Genomic DNA, 13,290 nt, shown 5'->3' on the forward strand with positions numbered 1-13,290 from the left:
ATCTCTTTTATCTAACCCCTGCAAAAAAGTTAGTGCTAAAACGCAGAAGCCAGATACCAATATTAAAACTGGAATAAACCAACTCGGAATAAACCAACTCGGAATAAACCAATCTAGATTACAATAACACAGGGTACACCACTTTTTTACAAATAGAAAGCATTTTAAAGAAAAACACCTAAATAAGGGCATTTTTTGCAATAAACAAACTACTAGTAGTATAAGAGAATGTTTAGAACTTCGCGCAAAACACAACACGCAGTGAGCCTACATGCGTCGCGAATTCTCTATAGGCGCAACCTCTCCCGCGCCAAAACATCTCCCGTAACCTATTCGCGTTACTAACGCAGATAGCGTACTGCACCAGTAACGCAAAACCTCAATTATTCGTTATTAACGCAGAAACGCAGTGACGCGAGTAACAAAAAAACGCTGAAAACATGACTCAAAAGAGCACATTTTCAGCGTTTATAAGTTTTAAACTTAATTTACTACTTACCAGTCATGCTTTCGCACAAACTATGCAAGCAATAAATCAGGCAGCGATGCTGGCGATATCAACTGGAACACCAGGAGCCATCGTGGAAGTCACAGTTACCTTAGTAATGTAACGACCCTTGATGGTGCTTGGCTTCAAGCGGCGGATTTCGTCTGCAACAGCCTTGAAGTTCTCTTCAAGAGCCTTAGCATCGAAGGAGAGCTTGCCGAAGAGGAAGGACAGGTTGCCCTGGCGATCCACACGGAACTCAATCTTACCGCCCTTAATATCAGCAACAGCCTTGGCTACATCCATAGTCACGGTGCCAGTCTTTGGGTTTGGCATCAAGCTACGAGGACCGAGCACACGACCCAAGCGGCCAACCTTACCCATCATATCTGGGGTTGCAACGACTGCATCGAAGTCAAGGAAGCCACCGGCAACCTTTTCGATAAGCTCGTCATCACCAACGATGTCGGCGCCAGCTTCCTGAGCCTCAGTAGCCTTTGGGCCACGAGCGAACACCAAAACCTTAGCGGTCTTACCGGTGCCGTTTGGCAAGTTAACTACGCCACGAACCAACTGATCAGCCTTGCGAGGATCCACGTTAAGGCGCATAACAGCCTCAACGGACTCGTCGAAAGCGTGCTTTGGCATGCTTTGCAACAAAGCGATAGCTTCAGCTGGGGTGTACAGGTTATTGCGGTCGATCTTCTCAGCCGCTTCACGATACTTCTTAGAACGCTTAGCCATTTCTACACTCCCTTTCAGTCGGTAACGGTAATACCCATCGAGCGAGCAGTACCCGCGATGATCTTCATACCGGCCTCGACGTCACGTGCGGAGAGGTCAGGCATCTTAATTTCGGCGATTTCGCGCACCTGAGCCTTGGTCACAGAACCAACCTTGTGAGTCAATGGATTCTCGGTGCCCTTCTGGATTCCAGCAGCCTTAAGCAACAAAGCAGCGGCTGGTGGGGTCTTCAAAATGAAGGTGAAGGAACGATCTTCGTAAACGGTGATCTCAACTGGGACGATCTGACCCATCTTGTCCTTCGTCTGGTCGTTATACGCCTTGCAGAAGTCCATGATGTTCACGCCGTGGGAGCCTAATGCTGGGCCCAGTGGTGGAGCTGGATTTGCCTTACCAGCCTGAATCTCGAGCTTAATAAGCGCGGAGACTTTCTTTTTCGGAGCCATAATATGGTTCTTCTTTCTTGTACAAGCGGTTCAAACGGTTGCTGCGAACGTTGCTATAGTCGCTTCTTACAGAAGTAAAGCACTTACGAAACGTTGCTATAAAGCCGTTTTGCAGCTTCCTCCCGCATCTTGTATTGCTGTGCTGTGCTAGCGGATTCCTCCTCCAGTCACAAGCCTTCCTATTATGCCACATCTTCGCGACACGCACTATTACGAAAGCTGCGGCTATTTTTGCATAGTTATCTTTGCGCAACAGCAAAAGTTGGAAGTCTACTTCCAGTTGAGTGCAAAATAGCAAAAGTTGAAAGACAGACAGCGGAAGTTTGCAAACGCTTAACAATCACCGCACTTGCTGCGAAAGAAGCAGTTTGCATGCTTCGCGCACAACATCCCCAATCTTCACACCCTGCTTATCCGCAGAAGCTTTTAAAGCATCAGCATCTTCAGCAGATATACGAAAAGTTATAGGCAACATAGCTTCTTTGTAAAGAGGCGGTCTACCAAGCGGCTTTTTAATACGCAAATTACCAGCTTTCCCATGATAGATACCTTTTTCAGCATCACTTTCCCATTTATCGAGCATTTCATCAGTGACATCAACGCCACCTTCACCACGAAAATTAGCCATAATCACTCCAACTCTCAATACTTTCGTATACGAAATGCTATCACATATTAATTAGACTTATCAACTATTTACTAACAACATATTTTTTACCCACATGCTTAGCGCTGGCAAGGTTTGCAGCACGGCGACGACGCTTGCGAACCGCAGCAATAATCATCGTCGCAAGAATCACCGCACAACCGATGAGCGCGAGCATGAACATCGTCATCCAAAGCGGCCACTGCAACTTATCGCCAGGTGCGAAAACTGGATCTGGCAGCACACGATATCCCGTAACCAACAGCCTCTGCGTATTCACACCATACGGAGTACACGTAAGCAGCGTCGCCAAATCGCGCCCATTCTCGCGTTGAAGCAACCTAATATCATGCGGATCGACCACGCTAATTCGGAATACCCTGTAACGCAGCGTCTCCCCTTGCACATCAAAATAGAAATAGTCACCCTTCTTCAACTCCACCAAATCATCAAACATGGTCGCATTCGGCAAACCCGTATGCGCCGTCACGACCACATGACGCGTTTTGCCACCAACTGGCAAATCCGTGCCATACAAGTGCCCAGCGCCATACGCCAAAACCTCCTGCGAACTACCGTGATAAATCGGCAGTTTAACGCCAATCTTCGGGATTTTTACGATACCCATAATCCCCATCGGCTCATCCAGCTGCTTAGCGTACTCCTTATACTCCGGCGTCTTCATGTAATCCGTCGTGCCATCGTAAGGATCAGCCGTAATAATCGACTTGTGGCGCGCATTATAACGACGAGCCGCGTTCAAAATCTTCTCGCGAGCACTCGCAGTCTGCTTACGACTCAAACGATCATACGCAGCAGAAATCTCCTTCGACACCTTGTTATTCCACAATGTTGACGCAACCGGGTATGTGAAGCACAGAATTGCAGCAAGAGCGAGGGCAATTGGCTCTAAAATACGGCGCAAATGCGATTTCTTGCGTTTTACTTGCTTTTCCTTTTTCTTAGCCTTCATTCCTACTCCAACATATTTTCACGCTTCACTACTATCAAGTGTTGCGCACTTCCCTTACTTGTTGTTGCGCGAACGACATGACCTGCATTCGAGCTTTTCCCAAGATTTGTTACATATGTCTTTCGCGTGAGACATATGTAACGTTTTTTGACCCAAATTCGTTATATTTGCATCATAGATGAGACATTTGTAACGTTTTTTAGCTTAATTTCGTTAGATTTGTCTCACTCATAATGCAAATATAACGCGCGCGATTTTCCTATTTAGCGTTGCTGAGGGCTGGGTGTTTCTTGTCTTACAACGCTCTGCCTCTTGCGTCTTGCATGGTGTTGCGGTTGTTCCGATTTGGCTTTGATTTTGTTTTTTGGTTGAAGTTTGTTTGTAGTGGTTGATCATTTGGATTATTTGGTATCGGCTGCCGCTCTTATACTGTTCGACCAAGAATCACCCAGCCCTCACTGGCATTCTGTTCTTGGTTTTGTTTACCAACACGCCAGATAAGTAAACAAAATCGGGGAAGTGTTCTTGATTTTGTTTACTTGAAGTCAAGTTCTATTCAGGGCGAAAAATCTCGAATCTCTGCCACACAAATATGAGTCTAGGATTTAGTTAAGTAAACCCTAGACTCACACTTTGCTATTAGACTACAAGACCAGCTTTAAAAAGCGGATCAAGCGTTCTGCTGCTGTTCTTCTTCCTTACGATTGCGCACGTACATAATCACGCTCGCAACAATAAGAACCATGCCCACAACAGCGAAAATCAGTATTCCGTAAGCACCAGTTGCAGGAAGATTGAACCAGAAGCTCTTGCCGTTGTCGCCACCCTTAAGTGGGAAGTCCTCAAACGGCTCAGTCGTAGTCTTATCTTTCTCAACAGTCACAGCGTGGACTACAGGAGAAAGCGCATAACCCGTAGGAGCTTTAACCTCAACAAGATAAACCGGCTCACCAGCGCGAGTCTTGTACGGAGTCGCGAAGTTACCGCTATCATTTGTTGTGGCAGTCTGTACGTCAGTAGTAGCAGCGCCATCAGCAGGTTGTGCACCAGCTGCAGCAGTACCACCAATAGTTGAAGCAGCCTTGCACTCTTTAACATTGTCTGCTTTCTTGGTAGGATCTGTTAATCTTTTAGCACAAGCATCAGCCTTATCTTTATCAGCAAAAATCCTGAACTCAGCACCAGAAAGATCAGTCTTCTCGCCGTCCTTCATGTAGTACTTATGCACATCAAGGAAACCAAAGTCGATAGTTGCTTGAGAATGATCATTATCAGGAATGATTGGTGGCAAGTCACTCTCATTACTCTCGTGAGCCTGGAAGAAGCCGGACTTATTTATAATCTGATCCTTGCTAGTGTCAGATGCAGTCTGACCATCCGCAGGAGCGGTGCCAGTCTGATAATCAGGAGCAAGCTCAAACTCGAGATTAACCGTAACCTTAGGTGCTTCTTGACCTTCAGTAACGTTATTCAAAGCATCAGCAATCTTACCTAAGCCAGCATCGGTAAACGTTACAAGAATACGAGTATGATCAGCAGCAAGATCCTTACCTTCAGGTTTAGAATTATCAGTCACTAAAGTGACATTGTAATCCTTAGTGTCAGTAGCAGAAGTACCCTTTTCAAGAGTTGTTGTGCCAATCTTCACAGTCTTCACAGCATCAGCAAGAGTTGGATTAGTTGTTGATCCAGCAGGCTTTTGTACTGTCAAAGCAGCTGTTGGAGCATCATCGAAGACCTTATAACCCTGAAGATTAGCAGCAGTCAACTTACCATCTTTAGGCTTAGCTTTGTTCACTTCTGCAGTAATCGTGAAAGGCACTTTATCCTTAACGCTAGCGAACTTAGTCTTATCGTAAACCTTCTGAATAGTAGTCGAGAGATCCTTGTTCTTCGGCTTCACAACAGGATTGTAGTTATACGAAACAGTCGTAGTAGTCTTACCACCATGCTCTGTTGTAGTGTACTCTGGCAAAGGAAGCGTCATATAGAAGGATTGCAAATCAGAAACACCATAGCCCTTAGGCGCGCTAGTTTCCTCAACCTTGTACAAGCCAAGAGCAAGAGGAGTCTCTTTACTACCAAACTTGGCTATACCTTTATCGCTAGTGGTCTTCGGATCAATGGTGTTAGTAGTATCAAACTTGACTTCTGCATCATCACCACTGTCTTTAATAGTGTGATCGTTCAGCTTAGTAACAAGTTTCGCAATCTTCTGCCAAGAATCAAACTTGCTAAGATCTAAGTCAACATACTTTTCGCCTTCCTTAATAGAAGTAACCTTAGTCAATTTGAACTCAGCGCCTTGAAGTGCCTTATAACCAGTAGGGCAAGAAACCGTTGATCCCTGAGGAATAACCTTCCCACCTTGCGGATTAGAAGAACCAGAAGGAGTATCTTCTTCGCCCTTCGCCTTCTTCACGCACTTAAGGATGGTTATAGTACCCTTACTTGTAGCACCAGCCTTCCACGGAGCCGGAGGTATATCCGGTTCTCCAATCAAACCATTACCCCACGCAACGCCAGCCATTGTTACAGCGCCGGCGACGCACAGCGTGCCAGCCATCGCAAGCGACACCACCGCCGCCACGAATTTATTAGTGAACTTTTTCATGTTCACTCCTTTCATTTGCCGTTTTACGGCAACTAGAGAATTAGTTTGCATTAATAATGCTCATACGAGTAAAGTTTTAAAATTTTTAGCATTTACCTTGTGTTATCACGCTCCCGAATCCCGAAAGACTGCGCAATAAAACAATGCACAATAAAACAATGCGCGAAACAGGAAGGCTTTATGCGCAAATGCGTACGTAGTCGCCTTATGCGAAGCACCGCGAGTAAATGCATATACAACTGCTTCATACGTAATTGCATAAGCCTCGCCACCTTCCAAAAATTAATTTGCGACCGCGCTCACTTTGACTTACCACGAAGCCAGCAGCAAGCAGATTCACCAATAATGCGGCAAGAATACCCAGCTGCAAATTACAACTCTGACCGCCCGTGTGCGGCAAAGTAAAATTACTCACCAAGTGAATATTGAGCGTAAAAGCAGCAAAATCCTTATGTTCTTTAAAAGATGCTGGAGCAGCAGTTAGCGAAGATTTTATCGACGTAGGGGTTAAACTGCCTTTTAGACCATCAAACGTTTCGAGTGCTTTAGGTTTCAGAGCAAACACAACGCACTGGTAATTGCCAACCTCAGTCGGCTTTATGCTCACTTCCATATCAGTTCGCGCAGCCACATTCGTCTTAGGATCAGCCGACACACAAGTCTTCTCGCCTTCTTTATTAGAGTGGCACGTATTTTGATTATCATCCGCAGGCACACTCAATCCAAGCTCGGCAAGATTACTGCTCCAAGTTTTGTATACAAGAGACTCCTCAGCTTGCGGCGATCCAGCAGTTTGAGACGGTTGCGACGGTTCAGAGGGTTGCTCAGATCGCGAGCCAGAATCCTTCTTCTCGCCCTTCGAGCACAGCACGCGCAATGTAATCTTATTCGCGCTATCCGCCGCAGAAGTAGCATCAACAAACGGCTTAAGACTCATACCGAGTATCGCAGAAATCTTGTTATTGTCGCTAGTCAACGCTGTTGTAGAATCCTTAAACGGATACACTTTCAGCGTAAGATCATTATCGCCAATTTTTGGCAGCTCATCTCCAAACTGGATTGTTATAGTCTTATAATCCCAGTCAATGCCTTTCTTCTTAGAAAGCGATTCTTTATTGTTACCAAAAGCATCCATCGGATTATCGAAGGCAGACTTTAGTTTACTTTTATCTTTAGCGTTCGAATCAAATAAATCTACATAGCTTTCAGATACAACTTTACCTGCAGAAAAATTAGCATCATTAATAGCAAACACTCTGCAAGTATATTTACCTTCACTGCCAACTTTTGGAGTTCCAGTAATCCAGCTTTGGGAACGCTCGCCAATGCTGTCACCGTCGTTTTCGTACAGCTCACCGCTAGTAAAATCGTTAAGCACACTGCCACTTGTGCGATTCCCTAAACGATGTTCCCACTGCTTTTGCGTGGACGACTTAGCTGAACCAGACACATCACTATCGCTAAGAGTTAAGTCATTATTAATTGAATTAAGATAGTAATCACTATCACTGTCTTTATGGCAAATCATGCGATGGTAAATACGGTTAAACTTTCCAGAAGACTGGCTGTCAATAAAAATTGTACTTGGGTTAAATTTTCCATCTTTATTTAAAGTAAAAGGAACATCATCAACTTCGGTACGACCCTCAGCTTTCTGGTGATTGTAAACCTTTAACGATAAAACATTATTATTTTTAGTATCATTGTATCTAATCTTGACACGAAATTGTAAGTATTCCTCATAACCTTTAGCTTTAACTTTACATTTACTCTGCTCAGTGCAGGATTCCAGATGAGTTAAGGCAGACCCGTCCTTATATTCTACTTTTACATATACGTCATAGTAACCCTTCTTCAACCAATTATTAGGACGTATTGTAACCGCGCCAGAAGTAGAATCTACTTCAACAAACTTATTAGTTTCCTCTTTCGAATCAAGTAACTTTTCATCAACTACAATTCCCTCTAAAGAGAAACTTTTTACAAAGCCTTTAACTTCATCGTACGAAACATTTATTAATTTTGACGGATCACCATTATTACTAAGTTTAGTAACACGATAAAACTTTGGTTCTCCAGTATAAGACTCATCTGGTTTGGTTATATTGGCATACGATACATATTTGTTCTTATATTTAAACTCATACTTTGCTACATAGCATTTTGCGAGTTTATCCATGCCAGCTTTCCTGCACTCTTCCGGAAGCTGAGGCTCTTCAGTCACACTTCTGCCAGTGCCGTTAGCAGCTTTCGCAGAGGCGTCTTTCTTTTGGGCATCTTTAGCGTTTTTCTTTACATCAGAATCAGTCGACTTAGCCTTATCATCAACCTTGTTACTATCAGAGTTCTGCTTTTCAACAGACTTCGATTCCTTATTATTAGTTAAAGTGCTTGAAGAGCCAGTATTTTTCTTATTAGGCTCAGTATTATTATTAGATTCACTCTGATCAGGCTGCTGCTGCTCAACATCACTCTTAGTAGAACCAGCCTTCGCGCCCTCAACCTTCTCAGTAGAAGTAGCACTTCCGCCAGCATTTTCACCAGCGCTTAAAGCATAAGTTGGAGCAATCACAAAAGTAGCAAGCAACATTGCAATCGCCACGAAAAAAGCAAATAACGAACGGCGAATTGAGCGCACTAGTCGAAAGAAACGGCTAAATATATGCAAATTAAACATATACACCTACCACCTAATTCGCCCTCTTATATCATAATGTCGTTATTACAACGGCACTAAAAACTCGAATTCCCTGCAAAACACTCTGCTAAAATTCTCGCTAAAATTCTCTGCTAAAAACGCTCTTCTCAAACACTCAGCACTATACCCCCCCCCCATGCCTATTTGCAAGCAAAACTAGATATTTGGAAATATTTATTATTTAGATTGATAAAAGCACGATAATTGCAAGAAAATTTAGGATTATTTCCAAATTTTACGGCGTGTCGTCGTAAATAAGCGAACTAACTAAAACGAAAAACCAAGCAAAACCAAAAAACTAAACAAAAAACCGGAGTGCAATACGCACCCCGGTTTGTAAAATCTACAAAAGCTAGCTACAAAAGCCTAGGCTTTCAACTCAAACAATCGGCTCCACTTGGTTAAATCCAAGCTCCACAGGAGTTTCACGACCAAAGATGGAAACCAACACTGTAAGCTTCTGAGTTGTAGGCTCCACATCCGAAACCACAGCTGCCATCGTTGAGAATGGACCGTCGGTAACTGTTACCTGATCGCCAACCTTGTAAGCAACCTCAACCTTACGCTTGCGTGCCGCAGCCGGCTTATCGCCAGCATTCTTCAAAGCTTCGGAAGCAATCATCGGAGCCATCATTGCCACAACTTCCTTGCGGCTCAATGGTGCAGGCTCTCTAGAAGGACCAACGAAACCAGTCACGCCCTCGGTTTCGCGCACAATGCGACGAGCGTTCTCATCCGGCCACATGCGAATCAACACATAGCCTGGCACACGTACGCGAGTAATAACCTTCTTACCCTTTTCCGTATGCTTCTCGACTTCTTCCATAGGAACTTCAATCTGGAAAATCTTATCTTCCAAACCAAAGCTCTGCACGCGAGATTCAACGTTAGTTTTTACGCGCTTTTCGTAACCAGAATACGTATGAAGAACGTACCACTTGCCTTCCAAAGTGCGAAGTTTCTTAGAAAATTCTGCTACAGCGATTGCGCCGGCATCAGTTGGGTCGGCTTCGTTTGCATCGTCAGTATCGCTAGTTTCGCCATCATCGCTAGAAGTATCAGCAGCACCGTCAGCAGCAGCTTCCTCAGCTACATCAGCTTCAACAGACTCGCTAGAAGCAGTATCCTCATTATTCACAGCTGATTCGTTTGCTTCGTCAGCATCATGAGAAGCAAAAGCCTCATCAGCTTCACTTGCTTCTTCGAGATTGAATTCATCAGTCATCTTGCATACACCTTCAAAATTTCAACTCAGCCAATTTCAACTCAGCCGAACAGCCACATTACGGACTTACCCAAACCGAAGTCCATGCAGGTGACGAAAGCCATCAAAAATACAACAAATATGAAAACCGCAGACGACCAAGCAAACAACTCCTTGCCATGAGGTGCAATAACCTTGCGCGTCTCGTCAATAGTTTGCTTAACGAACATGCCAATACGCACGAACAAGTTATGCTTTACTGCTTTCTTAGTACTGCGTGCCTGCGCCATGCTTGAATCCTTCGTGTAAAAAATTGAACAAAAAACTGGCAGGGACGGCGGGACTCGAACCCACAACCTACGGTTTTGGAGACCGTTGCGCTACCAATTGCGCCACATCCCTAAGGTGAACTTGCTCATCATACCCCAAAAGGGATGAAATAGCAAACCGCCAGATAGATATACTATCTCATGGGCATGATTTCGTTATATCATCACACAAAAGCGAGTGTCGCATTTTGCGATGGCAAGCAAGTTCTTATTTTGCAACGGCAAGCAAGTTCTTATTTTGCAATAAATACTTGCTTAAGCTTCAACCCACTTCTTCATGCGACGCATGCCCTCAGCAAGCTGGTCGTCAGCAAGAGCGCAAGAGAATCGCAAATAGCCAGGAGCACCAAAAGCTTCTCCCGGAACCGCAGCAACATGCGCTTCGTCAAGCAACATTTCAGCAAATCGAGAAGAAGTATGCGGCACTTCGCGCTTCTCGCCAAGCGGACGCTCAAGCAGCGCTTCAACGTTAGCAAACGCGTAAAAAGCGCCGTGAGGAAGAGGGCAAGTAACGCCGTCAATATTGTTCAACGCTTCCACAATCGCTTTGCGTCGAGCATCAAAAGCCTCACGCATAGTGGCAACCACGTCCAGCGAACCGCCGACTGCAGCAATTGCTGCACGTTGCGAAATATTAGAAACATTAGAAGTCATATGGCTTTGAAGCTTAATTGCAGCTTTAGCAACATCTTCTGGTGCCACCATCCAGCCAACACGCCAGCCAGGCATGGCGTAAGTTTTCGCAACACCATTCAAAATCAACAGCTGCTCGCGAATTTCCGGCACCTCGACACCAATATACGAAGTCGAAATGCCGTCGTAATGCAAGTGCTCGTAAATCTCGTCAGAAATAACCCAAATATTGTGTTTTACAGCCCACTCGCCGATTGCGCGAATAGTTTGCGCGCTCCAAATAGCACCCGTAGGATTCGAAGGCGAAGTTACGATAATTGCGCGCGTGCGTGAAGTGCGAGCGGACTCAATTGCCTCAATATCTGGCTCAAAACCGCGATCCGCACCTGCCAAAACCGGCACAGGCACGCCGCCTGCAAGCTTTACTGCTTCCGGATAACTCGTCCAATACGGAGCTGGAATAATAACTTCGTCGCCATCATTTAAAAGAATTTGGCAAGCTTCGTACACAGCTTGCTTTCCGCCGTTTGTAACTACGACTTGATTTGGGGAAACTTCGTAGCCGGAATCTCGCTGCACTTTGCGCGCAATCGCCTCCCTAAGCTCTGGCAAACCTGCCGTAGCAGTATAACGATAGTTGCGCGGATCTTTGCAAGCTTGCGTTGCAGCATCAACAATGTAAGAAGGAGTAGGAAAATCTGGCTCGCCCGCGCCAAAGCTTACAACATCAATGCCGTCAGCTTTCATAGCTTTTGCCTTGCCGTCTACTGCCAAAGTTGCGCTCGGAGCGACTCGGTTTATACGCTCGCTTAATACGCGCCAATTTTCTGAGGATGAAGTTTCTGCAATATTCTCTGCCATGATTTACAGTGTAACCTTAAGCCGCGAAACGACAAATCTGCCGCACACACCACACCAAACAAAACCACTACCAAACAAAACAACGGAGGTGATATAGCTACTTTAGTGAGGGAGATTAATGAGGTAGAGATTTGAGATTTTTCGCACTGAGCGCGGCGAACGTCAGAGCCGCAGGCTGCTGATTCGCCAAGCGAAGAAGAAAAATCGAAAATCTCGGCGATAGGATGAGGTTATTAACGATTGGTAAGCAGAGTTTGGGAGATTTCTCTACGAGTACTAAAAGAGGACTGAGCGAACGCAACACAAGATAAATAAAGTTAAATAACGTAAAAGAATTTTACACGAAAGCGGAGTGAAGGACGGGACGTACGAGGAGAGAAATCTCCCAAAACTCGCGCCACTAAAAGCAAAAGACCGCCGCGCATAACACAGACCGCGTTTCAGTCTCAAGTCGCCCTTTTAAAAACACAAACTCAGAAACAAGAGACAAAACGCATAAATTACACAAGCACGAGATTATCGCGATGAACCACCGGATGCGCATACTGACGGCCGAGTGATTCTTCAAGCTCATCGCTCGTACGCCCCATAATCTCCGGAATTTCCTCCGCGTCGAAAGCCACCAAGCCCTTAGCCAAGTGATTACCCTGCTCATCGTCAATCCACACAGGATCCGTCGCCGAAAACTCGCCGCGCACGCCAACAATACCAGCAGCAAGCAAGCTCGCACGACCTCCGCGAACCGCCTTCGCAGCACCATCATCAACCACCAAAGCTCCGTGCGGATGCGAAGCAAAACCAATCCAAAGTCGCCTTGAAGAATCGCGCGTATGCACCGGCGCAAACACAGTGCCAACAGCATCTCCAGCCAGTGCCGGACCAGCATTTCCAGCGCAAGTTAGCACAGTTGGAATTCCAGAAACTGCAGCAACATGCGCAGCTTCCATCTTCGTCACCATACCACCGGTACCTACGCCTGAAACACTTGCGCCAACTTTCACTTCTTCAATCGCGCGCGTCACATCTGGCACAAAACTCACACGCTTAGCACCCGGCTCACTAGGAGGCGCAGTATAAAGAGAATCCACATCCGTAAGCAACACAAGAGCTTCCGCTCGCACAATATTTGCTACAAGAGCCGCCAAACGGTCGTTGTCACCAAATCGAATTTCGTTGCTAGAAAGTGCATCATTTTCGTTTACTATTGGGATTACGCCAAGCTCAAGCAAACGTAGCATTGTGCGCTGTGCATTGCGGTAGCGCGACGGCGAAATAGTAACGTCCGCAGTAAGAAGCATTTGCCCGACTCTGAAACCAAATTGCGAAAATGCAGCTTCGTATTGAGCCATAAGCAATCCTTGACCAACTGAAGCTGTTGCCTGCTGAGTCGGCACATCTTTAGGACGCTCATTAAAGCCGAGCAAACCAAATCCAGCTGCAATTGCTCCAGAAGACACAAGCACAATGCGAGCGCCTTGCATTTGCGCGTGACTTATTGCAGTCACAAGAGCGCGCAACTTTTGCAAATCCAGCTGCCCGGACGCGCTCGTAAGTGAGCTTGAGCCAACTTTTACAACGATTGTGCGCGCCTCACGAATTGAACACCGAACCCCATCTTCGGTAAGCTCAATTTCTGGATTATTCATAAGATTCCT

The 13,290-nt window shown here is 45.5% G+C and carries 10 protein-coding genes and 1 tRNA gene; all 11 read right to left on the reverse strand.

What is annotated here, in order from left to right; translation table 11 throughout:
• Positions 1-535 precede the first annotated feature (535 nt).
• The 11 genes from rplA to proB all read right to left on the reverse strand — a co-directional run bounded on the left by rplA (position 536) and on the right by proB (position 13,281).
• Positions 536-1,231 (reverse strand): 50S ribosomal protein L1, encoded by a 696-nt coding sequence (gene rplA, locus ACJV2T_RS04155; protein ID WP_004106273.1) that lies wholly within the window; start codon positions 1,229-1,231, stop codon positions 536-538.
• 14 nt (positions 1,232-1,245) lie between these two features.
• Positions 1,246-1,677 carry a 50S ribosomal protein L11 gene (rplK, locus tag ACJV2T_RS04160; protein ID WP_004118588.1) on the reverse strand — a complete coding sequence of 144 codons (432 nt, stop codon included), beginning with the start codon at positions 1,675-1,677 and terminating at the stop codon, positions 1,246-1,248.
• Between the two features lie 340 nt (positions 1,678-2,017).
• The gene (locus ACJV2T_RS04165) at positions 2,018-2,305 is read right to left on the reverse strand and encodes a toxin-antitoxin system antitoxin subunit (RefSeq protein ID WP_419399234.1); all 288 of its coding nucleotides are present in this window, start codon (positions 2,303-2,305) and stop codon (positions 2,018-2,020) included.
• Positions 2,306-2,369: 64 nt separating this feature from the next.
• Positions 2,370-3,296, reverse strand: a complete 927-nt coding sequence (locus tag ACJV2T_RS04170) for a class C sortase (RefSeq protein WP_415689451.1) — start codon at positions 3,294-3,296, stop codon at positions 2,370-2,372.
• 670 nt (positions 3,297-3,966) lie between these two features.
• Positions 3,967-5,910 carry a SpaH/EbpB family LPXTG-anchored major pilin gene (locus tag ACJV2T_RS04175; protein WP_419399235.1) on the reverse strand — a complete coding sequence of 648 codons (1,944 nt, stop codon included), beginning with the start codon at positions 5,908-5,910 and terminating at the stop codon, positions 3,967-3,969.
• A gap of 244 nt (positions 5,911-6,154) precedes the next feature.
• Positions 6,155-8,587 (reverse strand): Rib/alpha-like domain-containing protein, encoded by a 2,433-nt coding sequence (locus tag ACJV2T_RS04180; protein WP_472850115.1) that lies wholly within the window; start codon positions 8,585-8,587, stop codon positions 6,155-6,157.
• A 400-nt stretch (positions 8,588-8,987) separates the two neighbouring features.
• Positions 8,988-9,833, reverse strand: a complete 846-nt coding sequence (gene nusG, locus ACJV2T_RS04185; RefSeq protein WP_419399237.1) for a transcription termination/antitermination protein NusG — start codon at positions 9,831-9,833, stop codon at positions 8,988-8,990.
• 41 nt (positions 9,834-9,874) lie between these two features.
• Positions 9,875-10,102, reverse strand: coding sequence for a preprotein translocase subunit SecE (gene secE, locus ACJV2T_RS04190; protein WP_004106254.1), 228 nt, complete (start codon positions 10,100-10,102; stop codon positions 9,875-9,877).
• A 36-nt stretch (positions 10,103-10,138) separates the two neighbouring features.
• Positions 10,139-10,214: transfer RNA gene (locus ACJV2T_RS04195), tRNA-Trp, on the reverse strand.
• A 182-nt stretch (positions 10,215-10,396) separates the two neighbouring features.
• Complete coding sequence (locus ACJV2T_RS04200; RefSeq protein WP_419399238.1) at positions 10,397-11,635, reverse strand: pyridoxal phosphate-dependent aminotransferase; 1,239 nt, start codon at positions 11,633-11,635, stop codon at positions 10,397-10,399.
• Between the two features lie 500 nt (positions 11,636-12,135).
• Entirely contained in the window at positions 12,136-13,281 is a 1,146-nt protein-coding gene (gene proB / locus ACJV2T_RS04205; RefSeq protein ID WP_391496014.1) for a glutamate 5-kinase, read from the reverse strand.
• Positions 13,282-13,290 lie beyond the last annotated feature (9 nt).

It is taken from the genome of Gardnerella phocaeensis (assembly GCF_048545075.1).
Taxonomy (GTDB): Bacteria; Actinomycetota; Actinomycetes; order Actinomycetales; family Bifidobacteriaceae; genus Bifidobacterium; species Bifidobacterium vaginale_J.

Bases quoted from the DNA above. Each gene is read 5' to 3' on its own strand.
- proB (WP_391496014.1), bottom strand. From the start codon at position 13,281: ATGAATAATCCAGAAATTGAGCTTACCGAAGATGGGGTTCGGTGTTCA.
- ACJV2T_RS04200 (WP_419399238.1), bottom strand. From the start codon at position 11,635: ATGGCAGAGAATATTGCAGAAACTTCATCCTCAGAAAATTGGCGCGTA.
- ACJV2T_RS04170 (WP_415689451.1), bottom strand. From the start codon at position 3,296: ATGAAGGCTAAGAAAAAGGAAAAGCAAGTAAAACGCAAGAAATCGCAT.
- rplA (WP_004106273.1), bottom strand. From the start codon at position 1,231: ATGGCTAAGCGTTCTAAGAAGTATCGTGAAGCGGCTGAGAAGATCGAC.
- ACJV2T_RS04165 (WP_419399234.1), bottom strand. From the start codon at position 2,305: ATGGCTAATTTTCGTGGTGAAGGTGGCGTTGATGTCACTGATGAAATG.
- ACJV2T_RS04175 (WP_419399235.1), bottom strand. From the start codon at position 5,910: ATGAAAAAGTTCACTAATAAATTCGTGGCGGCGGTGGTGTCGCTTGCG.
- secE (WP_004106254.1), bottom strand. From the start codon at position 10,102: ATGGCGCAGGCACGCAGTACTAAGAAAGCAGTAAAGCATAACTTGTTC.
- nusG (WP_419399237.1), bottom strand. From the start codon at position 9,833: ATGACTGATGAATTCAATCTCGAAGAAGCAAGTGAAGCTGATGAGGCT.
- ACJV2T_RS04180 (WP_472850115.1), bottom strand. From the start codon at position 8,587: ATGTTTAATTTGCATATATTTAGCCGTTTCTTTCGACTAGTGCGCTCA.
- rplK (WP_004118588.1), bottom strand. From the start codon at position 1,677: ATGGCTCCGAAAAAGAAAGTCTCCGCGCTTATTAAGCTCGAGATTCAG.